The organism is Streptomyces curacoi, assembly GCF_001513975.1.
Lineage (GTDB): Bacteria > Actinomycetota > Actinomycetes > Streptomycetales > Streptomycetaceae > Streptomyces > Streptomyces curacoi.
In genome coordinates, this window is record NZ_KQ947984.1 from 396,045 (window position 1) to 420,044 (window position 24,000).

General features: G+C 70.0%; 18 protein-coding genes. 8 read left to right on the plus strand and 10 right to left on the minus strand.

From position 1 onward, the window contains the following. Window positions 1–216 precede the first annotated feature (216 nt). On the plus strand, window positions 217–381 hold the full coding sequence (locus AQI70_RS39465) for a hypothetical protein (RefSeq protein WP_167358876.1): 165 nt from the start codon (window positions 217–219) through the stop codon (window positions 379–381). A gap of 91 nt (window positions 382–472) precedes the next feature. Here the strand turns inward: AQI70_RS39465 and dnaE are convergent, their stop codons facing one another. Further along, window positions 473–4,012, minus strand: coding sequence for a DNA polymerase III subunit alpha (gene dnaE / locus AQI70_RS01790; protein ID WP_062144934.1), 3,540 nt, complete (start codon window positions 4,010–4,012; stop codon window positions 473–475). 287 nt (window positions 4,013–4,299) lie between these two features. On the opposite strand from dnaE, the gene AQI70_RS01795 reads away from it, so the two are divergent. The 5 genes from AQI70_RS01795 to AQI70_RS01815 all read left to right on the plus strand — a co-directional run bounded on the left by AQI70_RS01795 (window position 4,300) and on the right by AQI70_RS01815 (window position 10,409). Beyond that, window positions 4,300–5,625 (plus strand): DUF2252 domain-containing protein, encoded by a 1,326-nt coding sequence (locus AQI70_RS01795; protein ID WP_062143063.1) that lies wholly within the window; start codon window positions 4,300–4,302, stop codon window positions 5,623–5,625. Between the two features lie 89 nt (window positions 5,626–5,714). Then, window positions 5,715–6,413 (plus strand): hypothetical protein, encoded by a 699-nt coding sequence (locus AQI70_RS01800; protein ID WP_062143066.1) that lies wholly within the window; start codon window positions 5,715–5,717, stop codon window positions 6,411–6,413. 80 nt (window positions 6,414–6,493) lie between these two features. Continuing rightward, entirely contained in the window at window positions 6,494–7,294 is an 801-nt protein-coding gene (locus tag AQI70_RS01805) for a DsbA family protein (RefSeq protein ID WP_062144937.1), read from the plus strand. Between the two features lie 132 nt (window positions 7,295–7,426). Then, window positions 7,427–9,097: an alkaline phosphatase D family protein gene (locus AQI70_RS01810; protein ID WP_062143069.1), complete on the plus strand. Its 1,671-nt coding sequence runs from the start codon at window positions 7,427–7,429 to the stop codon at window positions 9,095–9,097. Between the two features lie 319 nt (window positions 9,098–9,416). Then, window positions 9,417–10,409 carry a zinc metalloprotease gene (locus AQI70_RS01815; protein ID WP_062143072.1) on the plus strand — a complete coding sequence of 331 codons (993 nt, stop codon included), beginning with the start codon at window positions 9,417–9,419 and terminating at the stop codon, window positions 10,407–10,409. Between the two features lie 2 nt (window positions 10,410–10,411). Here the strand turns inward: AQI70_RS01815 and AQI70_RS01820 are convergent, their stop codons facing one another. Next, window positions 10,412–10,981, minus strand: a complete 570-nt coding sequence (locus AQI70_RS01820; RefSeq protein ID WP_062143075.1) for a dienelactone hydrolase family protein — start codon at window positions 10,979–10,981, stop codon at window positions 10,412–10,414. A 95-nt stretch (window positions 10,982–11,076) separates the two neighbouring features. Here AQI70_RS01820 and AQI70_RS01825 point away from each other — a divergent pair, with 95 nt between their 5' ends. Next, window positions 11,077–12,195, plus strand: a complete 1,119-nt coding sequence (locus AQI70_RS01825) for a mechanosensitive ion channel family protein (RefSeq protein ID WP_062143078.1) — start codon at window positions 11,077–11,079, stop codon at window positions 12,193–12,195. 15 nt (window positions 12,196–12,210) lie between these two features. Here AQI70_RS01825 and AQI70_RS01830 read toward each other — a convergent pair whose 3' ends face one another. The 6 genes from AQI70_RS01830 to AQI70_RS40860 form a co-directional block, all read right to left on the minus strand. Continuing rightward, window positions 12,211–12,951, minus strand: coding sequence for an SDR family NAD(P)-dependent oxidoreductase (locus tag AQI70_RS01830; RefSeq protein ID WP_037889650.1), 741 nt, complete (start codon window positions 12,949–12,951; stop codon window positions 12,211–12,213). 38 nt (window positions 12,952–12,989) lie between these two features. Continuing rightward, window positions 12,990–14,573: a Na+/H+ antiporter gene (locus AQI70_RS01835; RefSeq protein ID WP_062144940.1), complete on the minus strand. Its 1,584-nt coding sequence runs from the start codon at window positions 14,571–14,573 to the stop codon at window positions 12,990–12,992. Between the two features lie 88 nt (window positions 14,574–14,661). Continuing rightward, window positions 14,662–15,132, minus strand: coding sequence for a GNAT family N-acetyltransferase (locus tag AQI70_RS01840; protein WP_062143081.1), 471 nt, complete (start codon window positions 15,130–15,132; stop codon window positions 14,662–14,664). Further along, a complete protein-coding gene (locus AQI70_RS01845; protein WP_062143084.1) occupies window positions 15,129–16,073 on the minus strand; it encodes an RluA family pseudouridine synthase in 945 nt (314 codons plus the stop codon). Before AQI70_RS01845 ends, AQI70_RS01840 begins: the two co-directional genes overlap by 4 nt. An 87-nt stretch (window positions 16,074–16,160) precedes the next feature. Continuing rightward, entirely contained in the window at window positions 16,161–16,757 is a 597-nt protein-coding gene (lspA, locus tag AQI70_RS01850; RefSeq protein ID WP_062143087.1) for a signal peptidase II, read from the minus strand. Window positions 16,758–16,830: 73 nt separating this feature from the next. Further along, window positions 16,831–17,844, minus strand: a complete 1,014-nt coding sequence (locus tag AQI70_RS40860; RefSeq protein ID WP_425264600.1) for a TraR/DksA family transcriptional regulator — start codon at window positions 17,842–17,844, stop codon at window positions 16,831–16,833. Window positions 17,845–19,177: 1,333 nt separating this feature from the next. Between AQI70_RS40860 and ileS the strand changes: the two genes are divergently transcribed. Continuing rightward, window positions 19,178–22,321 carry an isoleucine--tRNA ligase gene (gene ileS, locus AQI70_RS01860; protein WP_062143090.1) on the plus strand — a complete coding sequence of 1,048 codons (3,144 nt, stop codon included), beginning with the start codon at window positions 19,178–19,180 and terminating at the stop codon, window positions 22,319–22,321. A gap of 209 nt (window positions 22,322–22,530) precedes the next feature. Here ileS and AQI70_RS01865 read toward each other — a convergent pair whose 3' ends face one another. Then, a complete protein-coding gene (locus AQI70_RS01865) occupies window positions 22,531–23,640 on the minus strand; it encodes a DivIVA domain-containing protein (protein ID WP_062143093.1) in 1,110 nt (369 codons plus the stop codon). 55 nt (window positions 23,641–23,695) lie between these two features. After that, window positions 23,696–23,983 (minus strand): YggT family protein, encoded by a 288-nt coding sequence (locus tag AQI70_RS01870; RefSeq protein WP_004001943.1) that lies wholly within the window; start codon window positions 23,981–23,983, stop codon window positions 23,696–23,698. Window positions 23,984–24,000: the final 17 nt, after the last annotated feature.

Consider the following 24,000-nt stretch of genomic DNA (forward strand, 5'->3'; position numbering starts at 1 on the left):
CGGGCTTCCTTCGAGTCTGCCCGACCACGCGAGGGTTAACGGGCCGAACTCGATCTTCGGCGTGGCGTTTCGGGGCATCGCGGCCCCGGCGCGCCACGCCTCACGCCCCGACAACCGCTGTTACACACGGTAATTATCCGAAATGCACTCTTGGTCAGCCTATGTGAATCTGGTCCCGGCCCTGGCCCCTAGATCCCCCACAGGAGGCAGATCACCATGGCCAAGAACAAGAAGCAGGACCGCAAGCAGCCGCAGCCCGAGCGTGGGCAGCAGCAGGCCCAGCCGTCCTCGATGGAGACGCAGGCCGAGCAGCGCATCACGCAGGTGACGCCGGGCGACATGGCCCGCAAGGGCCGGCAGAAGCGCTTCGGTCACAACTGACATCTGCATAACGGGTTGTTGAGACCCAGGCACAGGAAGAGGGGCGCACCCCGCGCGGGGTGCGCCCCTCTCACCTTCGGTGCTCTGCCGTTCAGCCCGCCAGACAGGACGGCCCGAGCAGCACCTTCAGGTCGCCGAACAGCGCCGGGTCGGGCTTCACGCGGTGCCGGTCCAGCCGTAGCACCGTCGTCTTGGTCGGGCCCTGGAGCTTGATGCGGACCTCACTGTCGCCCTTGTGGTGGCTGAGGATCTCGCCCAGGCGGCTGACCATGGGCGGGGTGACCTTGACCGCGGGGATGGTGAGCACCACGGGCGCGTTGGTGCCGGCGTTCGACAGGTCCGGGACCATCAGCTCCATCGCGACGAGCCGGGGCACGTCCTCGCGCTTGTCGAGGCGGCCCTTGACGAACACGACGGCGTCCTCGACGAGTTGGGTGGAGATGAGCTGGTACGTCGCCGGGAAGAACATGCACTCGATGGAACCGGCCAGGTCCTCGACCGTGGCGATGGCCCAGGCGTTGCCCTGCTTGGTCATCTTGCGCTGCAGGCCCGAGATGATGCCGCCGATGGTGACGACCGCGCCGTCCGCGTGCTCGCCTCCGGTGAGCTGGGCGATACCCGCGTCGGCCTTGTCGGACAGGACGTGCTCCAGACCGAAGAGCGGGTGGTCGGAGACGTACAGACCGAGCATCTCCCGCTCCTGGGCGAGCAGATAGGTCTTGTCCCACTCCTCGTCCGTGAACTGCACGTCGAGTCCGAAGCCGGGCTCGTTGCTCTGCTCCTCGCCCATGCCGCCGAAGAGGTCGAACTGGCCCTCGGCCTCCTTGCGCTTGACCGCGACCACGTTGTCGATCATCGGCTCGAAGTGCGCGGTAAGGCCCTTGCGGGTGTGCCCCAGGCTGTCGAAGGCGCCCGCCTTGATCAGCGACTCCGTGGTGCGCTTGTTGCAGGCAGCCGCGTCGATCTTGTCGAGGTAGTCGGGGAAGGAGGCGTACTTACCCTTGGCCTTGCGGGCCTTGATGATCGACTCGACCACGTTCGTGCCGACGTTGCGTACGGCTTCGAGGCCGAAGAGGATCACGTCGTCGCCCTGGGCGGCGAAGTTGTGCACCGACTCGTTGACGTTCGGCGGGAGCACCTTGATGCCCATGCGGCGGCACTCGTTCAGGTAGACGGCCGACTTGTCCTTGTCGTCCTTGACGGAGGTCAGCAGCGCGGCCATGTACTCGGCGGGGTGGTTCGCCTTGAGGTAGGCGGTCCAGTACGAGACCAGGCCGTACGCGGCGGAGTGCGCCTTGTTGAAGGCGTAGCCGGCGAACGGGACCAGCACGTCCCACAGGGCCTGGATCGCCTCGTCGCTGTAGCCGTTCTTGCGGGCGCCGGCCTGGAAGATGACGAAGTTCTTCTCCAGCTCCTCCGGCTTCTTCTTGCCCATCACCCGTCGGAGGATGTCGGCCTCGCCGAGCGAGTAGCCCGCGATGATCTGGGCGGCCTTCTGCACCTGCTCCTGGTAGACGATCAGGCCGTAGGTGACGTCCAGGACCTCCTTGAGGGGCTCTTCGAGCTCCTTGTGGATCGGCGTGATCTCCTGCTGGCCGTTCTTGCGAAGGGCGTAGTTGGTGTGGGAGTTCATGCCCATCGGGCCCGGGCGGTACAGGGCCGACACGGCGGAGATGTCTTCGAAGTTGTCCGGCTTCATCAGCCGCAGCAGCGAGCGCATCGGGCCGCCGTCGAACTGGAAGACGCCGAGGGTGTCGCCGCGCTGGAGCAGTTCGAAGGTCGTGGGGTCGTCCAGCGGAAGGCTGAGGAGATCGATGTCGATCCCCTTGTTGGACTTCACCATCTTGACGGCGTCGTCCATGATCGTCAGGTTGCGCAGGCCCAGGAAGTCCATCTTCAGCAGGCCGAGCGACTCACAGCTCGGGTAGTCCCACTGCGTGATGGTCACGCCGTCGGTGTGCCTGACCCAGACGGGGACGTGCTCGGTGATGGTCTCGCTGGACATGATCACGCCGGCGGCGTGCACACCCATCTGCCGGACCAGGCCCTCGACGCCCTTGGCGGTGTCGATGACCTTCTTCACGTCGGGCTCGTTCTCGTACATCGCCCGGACCTCGCCCGCCTCCGAGTACCGGGGGTGGTTCGGGTCGGTGATGCCGGACAGCGGGATGCCCTTGCCGAGGACGTCGGCGGGCATGGCCTTGGTGATGCGGTCGCCCATCGCGTACGGGTAGCCCAGCACGCGCGCGGAGTCCTTGATCGCGTTCTTGGCCTTGATGGTGCCGTACGTGCCGATCATGGCGACCTTGTCGGCGCCGTACTTCTCGGTCACGTACCGGATCACCTCGACGCGCCTGCGCTCGTCGAAGTCGATGTCGACATCGGGCATCGAGATGCGCTCGGGGTTGAGGAACCGCTCGAAGATCAGGCCGTGCGGGATGGGGTCGAGGTCGGTGATGCCCAGGGCGTAGGCGACGATCGAGCCGGCCGCGGAGCCTCGGCCGGGGCCGACGGCGATGCCCTGCTTCTTGGCCCACATGATGAAGTCGGCGACGACGAGGAAGTAGCCGGGGAAGCCCATCGAGATGATGGTGTCCATCTCGTAGTCGGCCTGCTTCTGGCGGTCCTCGGGGATGCCGTCCGGGTAGCGGCGCTCCATGCCGCGGCGGACCTCCTCCTTGAACCAGGTGACCTCGGTGTAGCCCTCGGGGATGTCGAACTTGGGCATGAGGTCGCGCTTCTCGAACATGCCGGTGGTGTCGACCATCTCGGCGACGAGGAGCGTGTTGGCGCAGCCCTGCTGCCAGGCGTCCGAGGAGTCGATGGCGTACATCTCGTCCGTGGACTTCAGGTAGTAGCCGGTGCCGTCGAACTTGAAGCGGTCCGGGTCGGAGAGGTTCTTGCCGGTCTGGATGCACAGCAGGGCGTCGTGGGCGCCCGCCTCGTGCGCGTAGGTGTAGTGCGAGTCGTTGGTGACCAGCGGCGGGATGCCGAGCTTCTTGCCGATCTCCAGCAGGCCCTCGCGGACCCGGTGCTCGATCTCGATGCCGTGGTCCATCAGCTCCAGGAAGTACTTGTCCTTGCCGAAGATGTCCTGGTAGTCCGCGGCGGCCTTGAGGGCCTCGTCGAACTGGCCGAGGCGCAGCCGGGTCTGCACCTCGCCGGAGGGGCAGCCGGTGGAGGCGACGATCCCCTCGGACCACTGGGAGATGGTCTCCTTGTCCATCCGGGGCCACTTCTGGAGCCAGCCCTCGGCGTACGCGTCCGAGGACAGCCGGAAGAGGTTGTGCAGGCCCGTCTTGTTCACGGCCCACATGGTCTTGTGGGTGTAACCACCGGAACCGGAGACGTCGTCCCGCTTCTGGTGCGGCTGGCCCCACTGGATCTTGCGCTTGTTGCGCCGCGACTCGGGGGCGACATAAGCCTCGATCCCGATGATCGGGGTGATTCCGGCCTTCTGCGCGGAGTGGAAGAAGTCGTACGCCCCGTGGAGGTTGCCGTGGTCGGACATGGCGATGTGCGTCATGCCCATCTCGTTGCACGCGTTGAACATGTCCTTCAGCCGCGCGGCACCGTCCAGCAGCGAGTACTGGGTGTGGACGTGCAGGTGCGTGAACGGCGGCTTTGACACGGTTTCGGCCTCCAATGAGCAGGTGCGGCGCGAAGCGCCTCGTTTGAGGGGCGGTGGTCGGGTGACGGGCGGGCGGACGTCGACAGGATCCGGACGGGACCCCGACGGGCTGCGGACAGTCTGGGGGACAGCGTCGAAGTCTATGCCTCGGCACTGACACTCGGGCCGCTTCCCCGCGTACCTTCATGCGGAGGACGCGGGCACTCCCTCGCACGCTCGTACGTTGCCGGGGAGGGGACGGTCCGCCCCACACGTCATGCACCACCTGCACCAGGAGGCACCCAGCGATGTCGGTCCCCCAGCTCAACGACGAGCAGCGCGGCGACGAGATCCTCGCCGTCTTCGACACCGCCTTCGGCGAGCTCCTGGCCGCCGACCCGGCCGCGTTCCGCGTGAAGTTCCGGAAGATGGCGGCCTCGGCCTTCGCGTTCTACCGCGGCACGGCGTGCCTCTTCTACCACGACCTCGACCCGGAGAAGCGGGGCGGCCCGTACCTGGACGAGCGCACCTCGCGGGTGTGGATCCACGGCGATCTGCACGCGGAGAACTTCGGCACGTACATGGACGCCCACGGCCGCCTGGTCTTCAACGTCAACGACTTCGACGAGGCGTACGTCGGCCCCTTCACCTGGGACCTCAAGCGCTTCGCCGCCTCGGTCGCCCTCATCGGGTACGCCAAGGCGCTCAGCGACGAGCAGATCACCGAGCTGGTGCGGATCTACGCGGGCGCCTACCGCGAGCGCGTGCACGCCCTGGCGACCGGCGCCAAGAGCGACGAGGTGCCGCCGTTCACGCTGGACACCGCCCAGGGGCCGCTCCTGGACGCGCTGCGGGACGCCCGCGCGCTGACCCGCTTCGGGCTGCTGGAGTCGATGACCGAGATCCGCGACTTCGAACGCCGCTTCACCTCGGGCGGCGGCGCCATCGAGCTGGACGCTGCCACCCGCTACAAGGTGCTCGCGGCCTTCGACGGCTATCTGGAGACGCTGCCGGACGCCTCGCTGGCCCGCCCGGACTCCTACCGGGTGAAGGACGTGGTCGGCCGCCGCGGCATCGGCATCGGATCGGCCGGACTGCCGTCGTACAACATCCTGCTGGAGGGCCACACCGACGCCCTGGAGAACGACGTCGTGATCTACATCAAGCAGGCCCAGACCCCGGCCGTCTCCCGGCACATCACGGACCAGGCGCTGCGCGACTACTTCCAGCACGAGGGGCACCGCACGGTGATCTCCCAGCGCGCCCTGCAGGCGCACGCCGACCCGTGGCTGGGCTGGACCGAGCTGGACGGCGCGGGCCAGCTGGTCGCCGAGGTCTCGCCGTACGCCGTGGACCTGGACTGGGGCGACATCGACGACCCGGAGGAGATCGCGGCGGTCGTCGCCGACCTCGGCCGGGCCACGGCCACCATGCACGCGGCGGCGGACGACACCTCCGGCGAGTCCCTGGTTCCGTTCTCCACCGAGCGGGCCATCGACGCGGCGATCGCGGCGGACGAGGACGGCTTCGGGGAGCTCCTGGTGGACTTCGCGCACGACTACGGCGCACGCGCGCGTGCCGACCACCAGATCTTCGTGGACCTGTTCCGCAACGGCCGCATTCCGGGTCTGTGACGGAAAGGCCGCTCACCGGCGCTCTCCGGCCCCTCTCCGGCACCCTTTAAGGGTCTCTTACAGGACTACGTGGCACACTCTCCTCCGCTATGGACATATCCGGGACCCAGCTCCGAGCCGTACGCGCGGCGCTCTTCACGGCACTCGTCGTGACGCTCAGCACCGCGTCGCACGTGCTGCTGTCCCGGGCGCCGCTGCCGTTGAACACGGTGGCCCTGGTAGCGGCCGGCGTGTTCGTGTTCGCGTACGTCCTGGCGGGCCGGGAGCGGAGTTTCGGGCGGATCGCCGCCCTGCTGATCCCGCTGGAGCTGGCGGCCGACACCATCCTCACCACCGGGCAGCACGTCTGTTACGGCAGGGCGGGCGGCCCGGTCGCCGGCCCGCTGCGGTCCGTCGGCTTCGACGTGCTGTGCGGCGACGACACCGCCGTGGGCGCCCCGCTGGCCGGGGTGACCGGTGCCGACCCGCACCGGGTGGCCACGCTCCTCGCCCATGCCGACCCGGCGACGCCCTGGCTGCTGCTCGGCGCGCACATCGGCGTCGGCCTGATCGCCGCCGCCTGGCTGCGCCGCGGCGAGCGGGCCCTGGCCCAGCTGGTGGGGGCGGTGGCGGCCACCACCTTCCGCCCGCTGCTGCTGGCGGTCGCCGCGGTGACGGTGCGCCGGACCGCGCGGGTCCGCCGCCTGCCGCGCCCCGCCCGCCGTACGGCCACCTCCCGCAGCCGCCTGCTCGTGCACTCCCTGGGACGGCGTGGACCGCCGTGCTCGCCCGCCTTCACCTGCGCGTGAACGGCACCTGAGCACCCAAGGCCACCCCTACGTACGTATCCCGCACACGACGTGTGCGCGTCCCCATGGAGATCAACAACATGAGCAAGCGGAACAGCCAGGCGGCGAAGACGGCGGCCCGGGAGCGGCTGCGCGCCGAGCGCGAGCGCGAGGCCAAGCGGGCGAAGGTCAAGCGGCAGATCATCGTCGCCTGCTCCATCGTCGGCGTCCTCGCGATAGCCGGCGGCATCAGCTACGCGGTCGTCCAGGGCAACAAGCCCACGAAGTGGGAGGAGGCCGCCGACGCCAAGGTCGTCGCCCCCGCCCACACCTCCGGCAAGAACGGCACGACCGTGGTGATCGGCGAGTCCAAGTCCGACAACGTGGTCCACCTCTACGAGGACCCGCGCTGCCCGGCCTGCGCCACCTTCGAGCAGACCGTCGGCGAGACCGTCGACAAGGGCATGGAGGACGGCGACTACAAGCTCTCCTTCACCATCGGCACCTTCCTCGACGACCGGCTCGGCGGCGAGGGCTCCAAGAACGCCCTGAGCGCGCTCGGCGCCGCGCTGAACGTCAGCCCCGAGGCGTTCCTGGACTACAAGGCCGCCCTGTACTCGGCGAAGTACCACCCGGAGGAGACCACCGACGAGCTCGCCAAGGACAGCTACCTGCTCAAGGTGGCCGACACGGTGGACGCGCTGAAGAACAACAAGAAGTTCCAGGACGCCGTCGAGAAGGGCACGTACGACGCCTGGGCCATGAAGATGAGCCAGTCCTTCGACGACACCAAGGACGTCCAGTCGACCCCGACCATCAAGATCAACGACAAGGTGATCGAGAACCCGACGACCGTCGCCGCCTGGGAGACCGCGCTCAAGAACGCGGGCATCACCAAGTAACGCGGGCATCGCCAGGCAACGCCGGGCATCGCCAGGTAACGCCGGGCGGCCCCGGCGACGCGTGGTCAAGAGCGGGCGAACTTTTGCCAGTTCGCCCGCTCTTGTTCATACCGATCAGTAACCTGATCGTCTGTGACCAGTCGATACAGATCACCAGAGCAGCTCAACTCCCTTGCCCCGCGCCGCCGTACGGTCGTCAAGGCCGCGGCGGCGACGGCCGGCGCTGCGATCGTCGCAGCCCCGCTCGCCGCCGCGGTGCCCGCCGGTGCCGCCGAGGCGGCCCCCGCCTTCCTGCACGGCGTCGCCTCCGGCGACCCGCTGCCCGACGGCGTCCTGCTGTGGACCCGGGTGACGCCCACCGCCGAGGCGACCCCCGGCTCCGGGCTCGGCCCGGACATCGAGGTCAGCTGGATCGTCGCCCTGGACAGGGAACTGACGAACATCGTCACCAAGGGCTCGACCACCGCGACCGCCGCCTCCGACCACACCGTCAAGGCGGACATACGAGGCCTGGAGCCGGCCACCGACTACTGGTTCCGCTTCTCGGCCGGCGGGACCGACTCCCCGGTGGCGCGTACCCGCACCGCGCCGGCGGCGAGCGCGTCCGTGGCCGGCCTGCGCTTCGGCGTGGTCTCCTGCGCCAACTGGGAGGGCGGCTACTTCTCCGCGTACCGCCATCTCGCGGCCCGCGGCGACCTGGACGCCTGGCTCCACCTCGGCGACTACATCTACGAGTACGGCACCGGCCAGTACGGCACGCGCGGCACCGTCGTACGCCGGACCGCGCCCACCCACGAGATCCTCACCCTCGCCGACTACCGCGTCCGGCACGGCACGTACAAGACGGACCCGGATCTGCAGGCCCTGCACGCCAAGGCACCCGTCATCGCGATCTGGGACGACCACGAGATAGCCAACGACGCCTGGTCGGGCGGCGCCGAGAACCACACCGAGGGCGCCGAGGGCACCTGGGCCGCGCGCCAGGCCGCGGCGAAGCAGGCCTACTTCGAGTGGATGCCGGTGCGTCCGGCGCTCGCCGGCACCACCTACCGCCGGCTGCGCTTCGGCAAGCTCGCCGACCTCTCCCTGCTCGACCTGCGCTCGTTCCGCTCACAGCAGGTCTCGGTCGGCGACGGCGAGGTCGACGACCCGGACCGCACCCTCACGGGGCGCGCCCAACTGGACTGGCTGAAGGCCGGGCTGACGTCCTCCGACACCACCTGGCGGCTGGTCGGCAACTCGGTGATGATCTCGCCGTTCGCGATCGGCTCCCTCACCGCGGACCTGCTGAAGCCGCTGGCCAAGCTGCTGGGCCTGCCGCAGGAGGGGCTCGCCCTCAACCCCGACCAGTGGGACGGCTACACGGACGACCGCCGGGAGCTGCTCGCCCATCTGCGCTCGCACGCGATCCGCAACACCGTGTTCCTGACCGGCGACATCCACATGGCGTGGGCCAACGACGTGCCGGTGGACGCGGGTACGTATCCGCTGTCCGCCTCCGCCGCCACGGAGTTCGTCGTCACCTCGGTCACCTCCGACAACCTCGACGACATCGTGAAGGTCCCCGAGGGCACGGTCTCCGCGATCGCCGCGCCGATCATCAAGGCCGCCAACCGCCATGTCCACTGGGTCGACACGGACCGCCACGGCTACGGCGTCCTGGACATCACGGCCGACCGCGCGCAGATGGACTACTACGTCCTGTCCGACCGCACGAAGGCGGACGCGACCGCGAAGTGGGCCCGTTCGTACCGCACCCGCAGCGGGACGCAGAAGGTCGAGCGGACCTACGACCCCGTGTAGGGGCCTCGCCCGAGGGTCGATTTTCGGCCAATGCCGGGCTGATTGAGGACCACCGACCGGAGATCACATCGCTACGGCGGGTGGTGTGAGGCACGTTCCGAATCCGGACACACCACCCGCCCGGGCGGCGGAACCCGTTACGCCGCGATCTCACACTCCGGACGGTTGATCATTCACTTACCCCAATCCTCCCCCTATGCCGGGTAATTGATTGGGCCTGATCGATTCTCTTCGGACATGGACATGTCCACGTAATCTCCGGGCGGTGGCCAGGAAGACCCCTGTGCCCTTCTCCCCAACGCAGCAGCTAGGAGTCAGCATGCGTGCGCTTGCCCGGATATCACCCCATACGCGCAGACGCGTTCTCGCCACGGCCACGGTGGCCGGAACCCTGATGCTCGCTCCCCTCTCGGCGCCCACCACAGTCGCGGCGGCCCCGGCTCCGGCCGCCGACTGCGCCGAGGAGGCCGGCCACTCCACGGCCCGCGAGGCCCACCCCGGACACAGCGGCGAGGCCGTCGCCGAGCCCAACGAGATCAGCGCCGCCAAGGCCCAGGCGATGGACACCGAGCTGCGCGCGAAGCTCGACAAGCTGCCCGCCTCGGGCAGCCGCAGCCTCGCCGCGGCGGCCTCGACCACCATCCCGGTCTACTTCCACGTCATCCACGACGGCGCGACCGGCCAGCTCAGCTCCGCCGACATAGGCGCCCAGATGAACGTCCTGAACTCCGCCTTCGGCGGCCAGGGCACCGGCAACGCCGACTCCGGCTACCAGTTCACCCTGGCCGGGACGGACTACACCGACAACGCGGCCTGGTACAACGTCGGTTACGGCTCACCGGAGGAGAAGGCGATGAAGACCGCCCTGCGCAAGGGCGGCGCGAACGCGCTCAACATCTACACCGCCAACCTCGGCGACGACCTCCTCGGCTGGGCCACCTTCCCCAGCTCCTACAAGTCCAGCCCGTCCATGGACGGCGTGATGCTCCTCGACGCCTCGCTGCCGGGCGGCTCGGCGGCCAACTACAACGAGGGCGACACCGCCACGCACGAGGTCGGCCACTGGATGGGCCTCTACCACACCTTCCAGGGCGGCTGTAACGGCAACGGCGACTACGTGGAGGACACCCCGGCCGAGAAGAGCGCCGCCTACCAGTGCCCGGAGGGGCGGGACACCTGCACCCGGAAGGCGGGCGTGGACCCGATCCACAACTTCATGGACTACACGTACGACTCCTGCATGTACCAGTTCACCGCCGGCCAGGTGACGCGCATGCAGCAGAACTGGGCAGCGTACCGGGCCGCAGGCTGAGGCTAGAGGGTCTCCAGGAAGCCGAGCGTCACCCGCCAGGTGGCCTCGGCGGCCTCCTCGTCGTAGTCCGGCAGGCCGGGGTCGGTGTACAGATGGCCGGCCCCGGCGTACCGGTACACCTCGACGTCGGCGCCCGCTCTGCCCATCTGCAGATACCAGGCGCTCAGCCAGTCGTCCGTCTCGAACGGGTCCGGCTCCGCGACATGCAGCTGCACCGGCAGACCGTCCACCGAGGCGTTCGGCGCGATGTCCGACGTGCCGTGCAGGAGCAGCAGCCCGCGCGCCTTCTCGTCGCCGAGCGCGAGGGTCTGGGCGATGGAGGCGCCGAGCGAGAACCCGGCGTACACCAGGCCGCGCTCCGAGTAGGGCGCGGCGGCGAGCACGGCGCGCTTCAGCAGCTCGTCCTTGCCGACCTGCCCGTTGTACTCCATGCCCTCCTCGACCGTCTCGAACGTGCGCCCCTCGAAGAGGTCCGGCGTCCACACCTCGTGTCCGGCGGCGCGCAGCCGGTCCGCGGCCTGGCGCACCGCGGGCCTGAGGCCATAGGTCGAGTGAAAGAGCATGATGTTCATGAGGCCATCGTGCCAGCCGGGTACGACAACGCCGTGACCACCGCCTCACGGACGCACATGTTCATGACCCCCCTCGGCTGGTTACGTTCGAGGGCATGGAGAACATACTCCGACCGCTGATCGTGATCGGCGGCTCGGTCCTGCTCACCCTGATCATCGGGTGGGCCACCGACCGCCTGTTGCGCAAGGCCGACGACCGGCACAGTGAGACACCGCTGTGGGGTCTGCTGCGCCGCGCCCGCATCCCCTACCAGCTCGTGCTGTGCACGGCCCTGCTCAGAGGGTCGTACCACGAGGCCGATCTGCTCCCCGAGCACCGGGTCGCCGTCGGCCGGGTGCTGACGCTGGTGCTGATCGGGGCGACGGCCTGGCTGGCGATCCGTATCGCGGCGGCGGTGGTGGAGACGACGTACACCCGCTACGCCCGTGCCCACCATGACGCGGCCCGGGTCCGGCGGGTGCGCACCCAGGTGTCGCTGATCATGCGCGTGGTGTCGGCGGTCGTCGGCGTGGTGGCCGTGGCGGCGATGCTGCTGACGTTTCCGGCGTTCCGCGCGGCCGGCGCCTCTCTGCTGGCCTCGGCCGGCATCCTCGGCATAGTCGCCGGTGTCGCGGCCCAGTCCACGCTGAGCAACATGTTCGCCGGGTTCCAGATCGCCTTCGGCGACATGGTGCGCCTGGGTGACACGGTCGTGGTGGACGGCGAGTGGGGCACGGTCGAGGAGGTCACCCTGACGTTCCTGACGGTGCGGACATGGGACGAGCGCCGGATCACGATGCCGGTGTCGTACTTCACCTCCAAGGCCTTCGAGAACTGGTCGCGCGGCGGTGCCCAGATGACCGGCACCGTCTACCTCCACATCGACCACTCGGCGCCGATGGACAAGATGCGCGACAAGCTCCGCGACATCCTGCGGGACTGCCCGGCGTGGGACGGCCGCGCCTTCGGCCTGGACGTCACGGACTCGACGCCGAGCACCATGCAGGTCCGGGCCCTGATCACGGCCAAGGACCCGGACGACCTCTGGACGGTACGGGTCACGGTGCGCGAGCAGCTGATCCGCTGGCTGGCCGACGAGCACCCGTACGCGCTGCCGCGCGTCAACGCGGCGGACGCGGCCCTGCCGCCCGGCTTTCCCGCCTCCGGCCGCATCCCGGCCCGCCGGGCGTTCCAGCACGACCATCAGCCGGCGGCGCGCCCGGACCGTCCCTGACCGTTCTCGGCCGGCTCAGTGGCCGCGCTCGGCGCCGCCGTTGACCTGGATGATCTGCGAGGTGATGTGCCCGGCGGCGTGCGACGCAAGCCAGTGCAGGGTCGCGGCCACGTCGCCGGGCGTGGCGGCACGTCCGGTCGAGGTCTCCGCGATGAGCCGCCGGCGCCGCTCCTCGTCCATCGTGTCGCCGAAGAAGTCGGTGTCCTCGACGTACCCGGGCGCGACCACGTTCACGGTGATCCCGCGCGGCCCCAGCTGCCGGGCCAGATCATGGGCGTACGGATGCAGGGCCGCCTTGGACCCCGCGTACGCCCCGCTGCCGGACCCCCGGAAGGCGGCGATGGAGCTGAGGAACAGCACCCGCCCGCCGGGGTCGGCGAGCCGGTCCTTCAGCGCCTCGGTGAGCAGGGCCGCGGTCAGGGTGTTGAGCCCGAAGTTGAGGGTCCAGTTGTGCAGGACGACGTCGAGCGGCTCGTCGCTGTCCACCTCGGGCTCCAGATAGCCGGCGCCTCCGGCACTGTGGATCAGTACGTCCACGGTGCCGAGCTCCGCTGCCACGAACCGCTCCACACCGCGCACGCCGCGCGGTCTGCTCAGGTCCGCCGCGTAGGTGAGCGCTCGGGGCACGCCGGCCTGCTCCAGCACCTCGGCGCGCCGCCCGAGCAGCAGCACCTGATCCCCGTCCGCCGCGAACAGCTGCGCCGCCGCGAGCCCGATTCCCGTACCTCCACCACTGATGACCACGTTGCGAGCCATGATCAGATCGTACGAAAAGACAGCGTGCCGCGCCGAGCTCAGCGGAGGCTGCGCACGTCAAGGTGTCGCAAAACCCGGTCCACCACCTCGGGGTCCGCGCCCGGCTCACTGCGCGCCGCCAACACCTCGTGCCGGGCCGCGCTCAGCATCTCGCCCTGGATCCGCCGCACCCGCTTCAGCCGCCGCACCCGCTGCTGATGTGCCTCCCGGCGCTCCTCCTCGGCCATCTCCGGGCTGATCCGCACCCCGATCTCGAACGCCCGCCGCAGCATCTGCTCGGACAGCTCCTCCGGCAGCTCCTCGACCGACTCGATCTCCTTCAGCCGCCGCTTCGCCGCCTTCGCCGCCCGCACCGCCAGCTCCTTCTCGAACTTCTTCTCCCGCTCGCTGTCGGCGCGCACCCCGAGCCGTCTCACCAGCCACGGCAAGCTCAGCCCCTGCACCACCAGCGTCGCCATGATCACCCCGAACGCGATGAACACGATCTCGTCCCGGTCGGGGAAGGCGGCGCCCGAGTCCGTCTTCAGCGGAATGGCCAGCGCCAGGGCCACCGAGGCGACGCCGCGCATCCCGGACCACCACATCACCACCGTCTCGCGCCAGCTCATCGGGATCTCCTCGTAGTCCCGCCTGGCGTGCATCCGCTTGGCCAGCCAGGTGGCCGGCAGCAGCCACAGCAGCCGCACCAGTACGACGACGCCGACCACCGCGGCCGCCCACGCGAGCATCTCGCCCCACCGCCCGGACGCGGTGCGCACGGCGTTGTGCAGTTCGAGCCCGATCAGCCCGAACGCGACACCGGTGACCAGCGTGTCGACGATGTCCCAGAAGGTGTGGCCGGCGAGCCGTGTCATCACGTCGTCGGGGTCGGTGGCGTACTCGGCGAGGAACAGGGCCGTGACGAGCACGGACAGCACTCCGGAGCCGTGGAGCTCCTCGGCCAGCACGTAGGAGGCGTACGGCACGAGCAGGGTCAGTCCGATCTGCAGGGTCGCGTCGCCCAGGATGTCCATCAGCTTGTTGGCACCCCATCCCAGGGCGAGCCCGACGGCCAGCGCGACCACGGCGGACAGCAGCAGATCGAGTCCGGCTCCCCACGGCGAGAAGGTGCCGCTCACGGCGGCCGCGATCGCCACGTGGTACAGCACGATGGCCGTCACGTCGTTGAAGAGCCCCTCGCCCTCCAGGATGGACACCAGCCGCCGCGGCAGCCCGAGTTGCCCGGCAACGGCGGTCGCCGCGACCGGATCGGGCGGCGCGACGAGCGCGCCCAGCGCCACCGCGGCGGCGAGCGGCAGCCCCGGCACGATCGCGTGGGCGACCGCGGCCACGCACACCGTCGTGACGAACACCAGCGCCACGGCCAGCAGAAGGATGGGCCGCAGGTTCGCCGCGAACTGCCGCCACGACGTCCGCCGTACGGCGGCGTACAGCAAGGGCGGCAACAGCAGCGGCAGGATGAGGTCCGGCGGAATGTCGACGTTCGGCACGAAGTCGAGCAACGCGAGGACGATCCCGAGCAGCGTCATCAGCACCGGCGCCGGCAACCCGAGCCGGTCCCCCACCGGGACACTCACCACGGCCCCGAGCAACAGCACGAACAGCAGGGCCAACTGATCCACGGTCAGCGCTCCGGTGAGATCGGCGTCCACAGGGCAGACCTCAAGCCTGCCACGACACCTGTCTCACCAGCCCCCGCGGCCCCCTCGGCTACAGAGCGCGCCGCATTGCCCGGTGCGGCATCCCCGCGTCGGGGAACTCCGGCCCGTACGCCACGTAGCCCAGTCGCTCGTAGAAGCCCAGCGCGTGCGTCTGCGCGTGCAGGTCCACGGCCGCGAGCCCACGCGCGCGTGCCGCCTCCTCGATGGCCCGCACCAGCGCCGCCCCGACGCCGAGCCCGCGCGCCGTCCGGGTCACGGCGAGCCGCCCCAGCGATCCCACCGACGGATCACCGCCGGCCTTCGCCGCGGCCGCCTCTCCGTACAGCAGCCGCCCGGTCCCGAGCGGCACGCCGTCCTCCCGGGCCGCCAGCACATGCACGGCACCGGCGTCGTAGGCGTCGTACTCGATCTCCTGCGGGACGCCCTGCTCGACGACGAAGACCTCCTTGCGCACCGCGAAGCACGCCTCACGGTCGGCAGGGTCCTCGGCGACGCGCACGGCATACGCCGGGGAGCTCATGCCCAGGTCTCCTCGCGGACCTGGTCCAGGGCCTTCTGCAGGTCGGCCGGGTAGTCGCTCTCGAACTCCACCCACTGCCCGTCCCCCGGGTGCTCGAAGCCGAGCCGTACGGCGTGCAGCCACTGGCGGGTCAGATGCAGCCGCTTGGCGAGCGTCGGGTCGGCGCCGTACGTCAGGTCGCCGACGCAGGGGTGCCGGTGGGCGGCCATGTGGACGCGGATCTGGTGGGTGCGGCCGGTCTCCAGCTTCACATCGAGCAGCGAGGCCGCGCGGAACGCCTCGATGAGGTCGTAGTGCGTGACGGACGGCTTGCCCTCGGCGGTGACCGCCCACTTGTAGTCGTGGTTGGGGTGGCGGCCGATGGGCGCGTCGATGGTGCCGCTGGTCGGGTCGGGGTGGCCCTGGACGAGGGTGTGGTACCGCTTGTCGACCGTGCGCTCCTTGAACTGGCGCTTGAGCGACGTGTACGCGTACTCGGACTTGGCGACGACCATCAGCCCGGACGTGCCCACGTCGAGCCGGTGCACGATGCCCTGGCGCTCGGCGGCGCCGGACGTCGAGATCCGGTAGCCGGCCGCGGCCAGCCCGCCGATGACCGTCGGTCCGCTCCAGCCCGGCGACGGATGCGCGGCGACGCCGACGGGCTTGACGATCACGACCACGTCATCGTCGTCGTGCACGATCTCCATGCCCTCGACCGGCTCGGCGACGACCTGCACCGGCGCGGGCGCCTGCGGCATCTCCACCTCAAGCCAGGCGCCGCCGTGCACGCGCTCCGACTTGCCGACCACCGACCCGTCGACCGTGACCTTCCCCGCGGCGGCGAGCTCGGCCGCCTTGGTCCGGGAGAAGCCGAACATGCGGGAGATGGCGGCGTCTACGCGCTCGCCCTCCAGGCCGTCGGGCACGGGCAGGGTACGGATCTCGGGAATCGTGCTCACCCGTCGAGTATGCCGGACGGGGCCGACAGCCCCGTACCGAGCCTGTGGACAACCCTCGCGGACGCCTCGCAGGCCCCTCGCGGGGTCTCAGTCCTTGTGGACGGTCCCGTCGGGGTCCAGCCCCTTGAACGACAGCAGCACGATCAGGATGCCGCCGCACACGATCGCCGAGTCGGCGAGGTTGAACACCGCGAAGTGCTTGGGCGCGATGAAGTCCACGACCGCGCCCTCAAAGACGCCCGGCGAGCGGAAGATCCGGTCGGTGAGGTTGCCGAGCGCACCGCCGAGCAGCAGACCGAGCGCGATCGCCCAGGGCAGGCTGTAGAGCTTGCGGGCGAGCCGGGCGATCACCACGATCACGGCCGCCGCGATCACCGTGAAGATCACGGTGAAGGCCTCGCCGAAGCCGAAGGCCGCGCCCGCGTTGCGGATCGCCTCGAACTTCAGCCAGTCCCCGATGATCTCGATCGGCGGGTGGTGCTCCAGCTTGGCGACCACGATCATCTTGCTGACCAGGTCGAGTACGTACGCGAAGGCGGCGACCCCGAACAGCACGGCGATACGGCGCCTGCCCCGGGGCCGCTCGGACCCGGCGTCCGTCGCCTTCTCGTCGGACTGCTCCGGCTCCGCTCCCGCCGCCTCTGGGGTATCCGGCGTACCGATGATGCGCTCCGCCTCTGCCACGTGAGTCCCTCGACCTAGATACCTGACTGAGGACGAGAGTACGGCACGTCCATCGGCAGCCGGGTACCGGTCATCACCGCCGTTCCTGCTTCTGCTTGCACTCGACGCACAGGGTCGCGCGCGGGAAGGCCTGCATCCGCGCCTTGCCGATCGGGTTGCCGCAGTTCTCGCACAGGCCGTACGTGCCCGCGTCCAGCCGCTCCAGGGCGCGCTCGGTCTGGGTGAGCATCTCGCGCGCGTTGGCGGCGAGCGCCAGTTCGTGCTCGCGCGTGATGTTCTTGGCGCCGGTGTCCGCCTGGTCGTCGCCGGCGCCGTCCCCGGAGTCCCGCATCAGGCCGACGAGGGACTGCTCGGACGACGCGATCTCGTCCCGCAGCCGCATCGCCTCGTCCAGCAGCTCGGTCCGTGCCTCCTCGACCTCCTCCAGGGTCCAGGGGTCCTCACCGGGGCGCACCGCGAGCTCGCCCGGCTCCACCGCCGCGGCGATGCGTGCCTTGGGAACGGCGGTCTTGGCCGCCGTGGCCGTGCCAGGAGTCTTCTTCGCAACCACCGTCGTGGCTCCCGTCTGCTCCGCGGCCTGCGCCGCGCCCGCCTTCTTGGCCCTGCTCTCGGCGACCGCACTCTTCTCGGCCGTCTCCTCCGCGACCCCGCCCTTCCCGGCCGCGCTCTCCATCACAACGCCGCCCTCCGCGACGCCCCCCTCCACACCGACGCCCTTCCTCTGTGCCGCCTCCTTACGGGCCGCCTCCTTACGGGCCACTGCCTTCTCGGCTGTTTCCTTCCCGGCCGCTGCCTTCGCCGCCGTTTCCTTCCCGGCCGCTGCTTTCCCGGCCGTTTGCTTCCCCGCCGTTTCCTTCGCGGCCGTTTCCTTCCCCGCCGCTGCCTTCGCGGCCGTTTCCTTCGCGGCCGTTTCCTTCCCGGCCGTTTCCTTCCCGGCCGTTTCCTTCCCCGCCGCTGCCTTCCCGGCCCCCTCCTTCCGGACGGCTTCCTGCCCGGCCGCCTCCTTCCCGGCGGCTTCCTTCCCGACGGCCGCTTTCACAGCCGCCTTCTTGCCGGCGCCCGTCTTGGGTGCGGGCCTCTTGGCCACGCCTTCTTCAGCTGCCGTCGTGGCCGAGGCCGCCTTGGCCGCCGCCTTCTTCGCCGCAGCTTCCTTGACCGCCGCCGCCTTCTTGACCGCCGCCGCTGCCTTTGCCGCGCCCCCCTTGGCGACCGCCTTCTCGGCAGTCGCCCCTTCGTCCGCTGCTTCCCTGGCCCTCTTGCCCTGGGCGGCACCCTTCCCGGAGCCGGCCTTCTTGACCGCAGGCTCTCTGGCCGCCGCCTTCCTGGCCGCTACCTTCCGGGCCGCCGCTTCCTTGACCCCAGGCCCTCCGACCCCCGCCTCCCTGACCGCAGGCCCTTTACCCGCCGCCTTCCCAGCCGCCAACTCCCTGACCGCCGCTTCCTTGCCCCCAGGCCCTCCGACCCCCGCCTCCCTGACCGCGGGCCCCTTACCCCCCGCCGTCTTCCTGGCCGCCGCCTCCTTGCCCCCGGGCTCTCCGCCCCCCGCCTTCCCAGCCGCCGCCTTCCTGACCGCGTTCTTCTCGGTGCCGCCCTTCTTCCCGACCGTCGCCGAGGGCTTCTCCTCAGCCCCTCCCCCGACACCTCCCTGCACCGTCTTCACGGGCTTCCCGCCGCGCGCCCCCGCAGAACCTCCCCGCGCGTTCTTCTTTCCGCCCACGTCCTTGGCCGCACCGCCGGAGGCACCCGCACCACCGGAGGCACCCGCATGTGTGGACCTGCCCGACGCCGACTGCTGTACGGCGGTCTCTTTCGCCACCATGCCGCGGCCCCTTCACATATTGTGATCTTGCTCGCGAATCGTGCTGGGACGATAAATCGACTTGAGTCCCGCGGCAACGGGGCACACCGCCCGATTCGCCCGCCTCGCGCATGCCGCGCGGCGGACCTGCATCCGTTGTGCCCAGCTCCCCGCGGGGTATGCCGCCGAGCCGGACGTCCCAGAATCCGAACACACGTACCGCGCCATTCAGGTCATCGCGGCCCGAACCCGGCCCCCGCCCCGGGGGCCGGAAAACCGGTCGGCCGCTGTCCCCGCGGCGCCGTACACTGGGCGGAGCGAAAAGCGTGGATGGGGACGAGTAGCGGCGTACGCAGCCCACAGCGACCCGGGGACGGTGGAAGCCCGGGGGCGAGCGCGACGTGAAGATCACCCCGGAGCCGTCGGAAGAACACCGCAGCCATGGGCAGCGGCCAGTAGAACCGGCATCGCGACCCCAATGAGGGGGCTCACCGACGCACACCCAGTGTCGGGGGGCCAAGGAGGGTGGTACCGCGGGAGCGCGCCGAAACCGGCGTAAGGAATGACACGGCTCTCGTCCCTCCGGACGGAAGGCAGCAAGTCCGCCGGAGGAAGCTCGCTGATGACAACGCCGACGTACCGCCAGGTGCCCGCCCAGGTCGACCTGCCCGCGCTCGAACACGCGGTGCTCGACTTCTGGCGCGAGCAGAAGATCTTCGCCAAGAGCCTGGAGCAGTCCGAGGGCCGCCCCGAGTGGGTGTTCTACGAGGGCCCGCCCACCGCCAACGGCATGCCCGGCGCCCACCACATCGAGGCCCGCGTCTTCAAGGACGTCTTCCCCCGCTTCCGCACCATGCGCGGCTACCACGTGGCCCGCAAGGCCGGCTGGGACTGCCACGGCCTCCCGGTGGAGCTGGCGGTCGAGAAGGAGCTCGGCTTCTCCGGCAAGAAGGACATCGAGGCGTACGGCATCGCCGAGTTCAACGCCAAGTGCCGTGAGTCCGTGCTGCGCCACACCGACGCGTTCTCCGACCTGACGACCCGCATGGGCTACTGGGTCGACCTCGACGACGCCTACGTCACGATGGAGCCCGAGTACATCGAGTCCGTCTGGTGGTCGCTGAAGGAGATCTTCAACAAGGGCCTGCTGGTCCAGGACCACCGCGTCGCCCCCTGGTGCCCGCGCTGCGGCACCGGCCTGTCCGACCACGAGCTGGCGCAGGGCTACGAGACGGTCGTCGACCCGTCCGTGTACGTCCGTTTCCCGCTCACCTCCGGTCCGCTCGCCGGCGAAGCCGCGCTCCTGGTGTGGACGACGACGCCCTGGACCCTCGTCTCCAACACGGCCGTGGCCGCGCACCGCGAGGTCACCTACGTCGTCGCGACCGACGGCGAGGAGAAGCTCGTCGTCGCCGAGCCGCTTCTCGCCAAGGCCCTCGGCGAGGGCTGGGAGACCACCGGCCAGTCCTTCACGGGCGCCGAGATGGAGCGCTGGACGTATCAACGTCCGTTCGAGCTCGTGGAGTTCCCGGCGGAAGCCCACTTCGTGGTCAACGCCGAGTACGTCACCACCGAGGACGGTACGGGCCTGGTCCACCAGTCCCCCGCCTTCGGTGAGGACGACCTCAAGGTCTGCCGCTCGTACGGCCTCCCCGTCGTCAACCCCGTCCGCCCGGACGGCACCTTCGACGAGGACGTCCCTCTGGTCGGCGGCGTCTTCTTCAAGAAGGCGGACGAAAAGCTCACCGAGGACCTCCAGCAGCGCGGCCTGCTCTTCAAGCACATCCCGTACGAGCACAGCTACCCGCACTGCTGGCGCTGCCACACCGCGCTCCTCTACTACGCGCAGCCGTCCTGGTACATCCGCACCACGGCGATCAAGGACCGTCTCCTCGAAGAGAACGAGAAGACGAACTGGTACCCGGAGACCGTGAAGCACGGCCGCTTCGGCGACTGGCTGCAGAACAACATCGACTGGGCCCTGTCCCGCAACCGCTACTGGGGCACCCCGCTGCCGATCTGGCGCTGCGAGGACGACCACCTCACCTGCGTCGGCTCCCGCGCCGAGCTCACCGAGCTCACCGGCACCGACCAGTCCGGGCTCGACCCGCACCGCCCGTACATCGACGACGTCACCTTCGCCTGCCGCCACGACGGCTGCGGCCAGACGGCCACGCGCGTGCCGGAGGTCATCGACGCCTGGTACGACTCGGGCTCGATGCCGTTCGCGCAGTGGGGCTACCCGTACAAGAACAAGGAGCTGTTCGAGAGCCGGTACCCGGCGCAGTTCATCTCCGAGGCGATCGACCAGACCCGCGGCTGGTTCTACACGCTGATGGCGGTCGGCACGCTGGTCTTCGACAAGTCGTCGTACGAGAACGTCGTGTGCCTCGGCCACATCCTCGCCGAGGACGGCCGCAAGATGTCCAAGCACCTGGGCAACATCCTGCAGCCGATCCCGCTGATGGATCAGCACGGCGCGGACGCGGTGCGCTGGTTCATGGCGGCTGGCGGCTCCCCGTGGGCGGCCCGCCGTGTCGGCCACGGCACGATCCAGGAGGTCGTCCGCAAGACGCTCCTGACGTACTGGAACACGGTGGCCTTCCAGGCCCTGTACGCCCGTACGGCGAACTGGGCCCCGTCCGAGGCCGACCCGGCCCCGGCCGACCGCCCGGTCCTGGACCGCTGGCTGCTGTCCGAGCTGCACGCGCTGGTCGACCAGGTGACCCAGTCCCTGGAGGCGTACGACACCCAGCGCGCCGGCAAGCTGCTCTCGGCGTTCGTCGACGACCTGTCGAACTGGTACGTCCGCCGCTCGCGTCGCCGCTTCTGGCAGGGCGACAAGGCGGCGCTGCGCACCCTGCACGAGGTCGTCGAGACGGTCACGAAGCTGATGGCCCCGCTGACCCCGTTCATCACCGAGCGGGTCTGGCAGGACCTGATCGTCCCGGTGGCCCCGGGCGCCCCGGAGTCGGTGCACCTGGCGTCCTGGCCGGAGGCGGACCTCACCGCCATCGACCCGGAGCTGTCCAGGCAGATGGTCCTGGTCCGCCGGCTGGTCGAGCTGGGCCGCGCCACGCGCGCGGAGTCCGGCGTCAAGACGCGCCAGCCGCTGTCCCGGGCGCTGGTGGCGGCCGCGGGCTTCGAGACCCTCGACCCCGAGCTGCACACGCAGATCACCGAGGAGCTGAACGTCTCGTCGCTGGCGTCCCTGTCCGAGGTCGGCGGCAGCCTGGTCGACACCACCGCCAAGGCCAACTTCCGCGCCCTGGGCAAGCGATTCGGCAAGCGCGTCCAGGACGTGGCGAAGGCCATCTCGAACGCGGACGCCGCCGCCCTGTCACTGGCCCTGCGCGAGGGCACGGCGTCGGTGGAGGTCGACGGCGAGACGGTCACGCTCGCCCCCGACGAGGTGATCATCACGGAGACCCCGCGCGAGGGCTGGTCGGTGGCGTCCGACTCGGGTGCGACGGTCGCCCTGGACCTGGAGATCACGGAGGAGCTCCGTCGAGCGGGCCTGGCCCGTGACGCGATCCGTCTGATCCAGGAGGCCCGCAAGAACAGCGGCCTGGACGTGGCCGACCGGATCGCTCTGCGCTGGACGGCGACGGACGCGGCGACGATCGCGGCCCTCGGCGAGCACGCCGAGCTCATCGCCGACGAGGTCCTGGCGACGGACTTCGCCCAGGGCGAGGCGGACGACAGCTACGGCAACCCGTTCACGGACGAGGGCCTGACGCTCACGTTCCGCCTGCGCAAGGCGTAGCGAGGCTCGGCCGGACGATCGAAGGCCCGGAACCGCCAAAGAATCTTGGTGGTTCCGGGCCTTCGGCGTTGTGTACGTCGGACACCGCACCCAGCACCGAACAAACGCCGCAAACACCGTGAACACGCGTAGCAAAAGGGCGGGGCCCCGGATCGAAATCCGGGGCCCCGCCCTGAACGCTGCCGACGCCTACGGCGTACTACCAACCGTCAGTTGTCGTCCTCGTCGATCAGGAACCCACGCATCGGCGAGGGAGCCTGGCCCATCGGGGACGGACCCTGCGGGCGGACCGGTGCCATCGGCTGGGTCATCGCCGGGGACATCTGCTGCTGACCGCCGTAGGACGGGCCGGCCGGAGACGGGGCGCCGCCCATCGTCTGGTTGCCGCCGTACGACGGGGCGCTCGCGCCGGCCGGTGCCATGGAGGGCGCCGGGGACGGCGGGAGAGACGCCGTGGCCGGGGTGCGCGGCGGGGCGAGCGAGTCGTCCGCCTGCGTCTCCAGCTGGCGCAGCTGGGACTCCAGGTAGGACTTCAGCCGCGTGCGGTACTCGCGCTCGAAGCCACGCAGGTCCTCGACCTTGCGCTCCAGCGTGGCGCGGGCGGACTCCAGGGAGCCCATCGCAACACGGTGCTTCTCCTGCGCGTCCCGCTCCAGGGCGTCCGCCTTGGCACGGGCGTCACGCTCAAGACCCTCGGCACGCGAACGCGCCTCGCCGACGATCTTGTTGGCCTCGGAACGGGCCTCGGCGATCGCCTGGTCGGCGGTCTGCTGGGCCAGCGACAGAACGCGCGCGGCGCTGTCGCCACCGGGGCCGCCCTGACCGGGACCGCCCATGGGGCCGCCCATCGGACCACCCATCGGGCCGCCCATCTGCTGCATGGGGGGCTGGCCCATCGGCCCCGGACCCTGGCCCATCGGACCGGGACCCTGCGGACCACCCTGACCGCCGGGACCGGCGGGCAGCTGCGGGGCACCGCTCGGCAGCTGGGGCGGGCCACCCATGGGGCCGCCCATCTGCTGCTGCGGCGGGCCCGATATCCCGGCGGGGACGGGAGCACCCGGACCGCGCATGCCCTGCTGCTGGTCCTGAGGACCGCCGGGGCCCTCCGGAGGCTTGCGCATGTTCTGCTGGTTCTGGGCAGCAGCACGCGTGGCCGCGGCCAGCTTGGCGCGCAGGTCCTCGTTCTCGCGGAGCAGGCGGGTCAGTTCGGCTTCGACCTCATCGAGGAAGGCATCGACCTCGTCCTCGTCATAGCCTTCTCGGAGGCGGACGGTCGTGAACTGCTTGTTCCGCACGTCCTCGGGGGTCAACGGCATCTCTTCACCTCAACGTAGTCGTCGGCAGTCGGCAAGACCGTATCTGTCACATCGCTCACATCGCGCTCCGTACGAGCGTGATCAGGATGTAGACGATGATCATCAGTACGAAGAAGGACAGGTCGAGCGCCACGCCCCCGAGACGCAGCGGCGGGATGACCCGCCGCAGAAGCTTGAGCGGTGGATCAGTGACAGTGTAGGTGGCCTCCAGAACGACCACCATCGCCTTGCCGGGTTGCCATGAGCGGGCGAACTGGAAGACGTAGTCCATGACCAGCCGGAAGATGAGCACGATGAGGAAGACCATCAGCGCGATGTAGAGAACTTGCAGGACCACGCTCATGACTGGTGCTTCCCTCT

Bases quoted from the DNA above. Each gene is read 5' to 3' on its own strand.
- AQI70_RS39465 (WP_167358876.1), top strand. From the start codon at position 217: ATGGCCAAGAACAAGAAGCAGGACCGCAAGCAGCCGCAGCCCGAGCGT.
- AQI70_RS01795 (WP_062143063.1), top strand. From the start codon at position 4,300: ATGTCGGTCCCCCAGCTCAACGACGAGCAGCGCGGCGACGAGATCCTC.
- AQI70_RS01800 (WP_062143066.1), top strand. From the start codon at position 5,715: ATGGACATATCCGGGACCCAGCTCCGAGCCGTACGCGCGGCGCTCTTC.
- AQI70_RS01805 (WP_062144937.1), top strand. From the start codon at position 6,494: ATGAGCAAGCGGAACAGCCAGGCGGCGAAGACGGCGGCCCGGGAGCGG.
- AQI70_RS01815 (WP_062143072.1), top strand. From the start codon at position 9,417: ATGCGTGCGCTTGCCCGGATATCACCCCATACGCGCAGACGCGTTCTC.
- AQI70_RS01820 (WP_062143075.1), bottom strand. From the start codon at position 10,981: ATGAACATCATGCTCTTTCACTCGACCTATGGCCTCAGGCCCGCGGTG.
- AQI70_RS01825 (WP_062143078.1), top strand. From the start codon at position 11,077: ATGGAGAACATACTCCGACCGCTGATCGTGATCGGCGGCTCGGTCCTG.
- AQI70_RS01830 (WP_037889650.1), bottom strand. From the start codon at position 12,951: ATGGCTCGCAACGTGGTCATCAGTGGTGGAGGTACGGGAATCGGGCTC.
- AQI70_RS01840 (WP_062143081.1), bottom strand. From the start codon at position 15,132: ATGAGCTCCCCGGCGTATGCCGTGCGCGTCGCCGAGGACCCTGCCGAC.
- ileS (WP_062143090.1), top strand. From the start codon at position 19,178: ATGACAACGCCGACGTACCGCCAGGTGCCCGCCCAGGTCGACCTGCCC.
- AQI70_RS01865 (WP_062143093.1), bottom strand. From the start codon at position 23,640: ATGCCGTTGACCCCCGAGGACGTGCGGAACAAGCAGTTCACGACCGTC.
- AQI70_RS01870 (WP_004001943.1), bottom strand. From the start codon at position 23,983: ATGAGCGTGGTCCTGCAAGTTCTCTACATCGCGCTGATGGTCTTCCTC.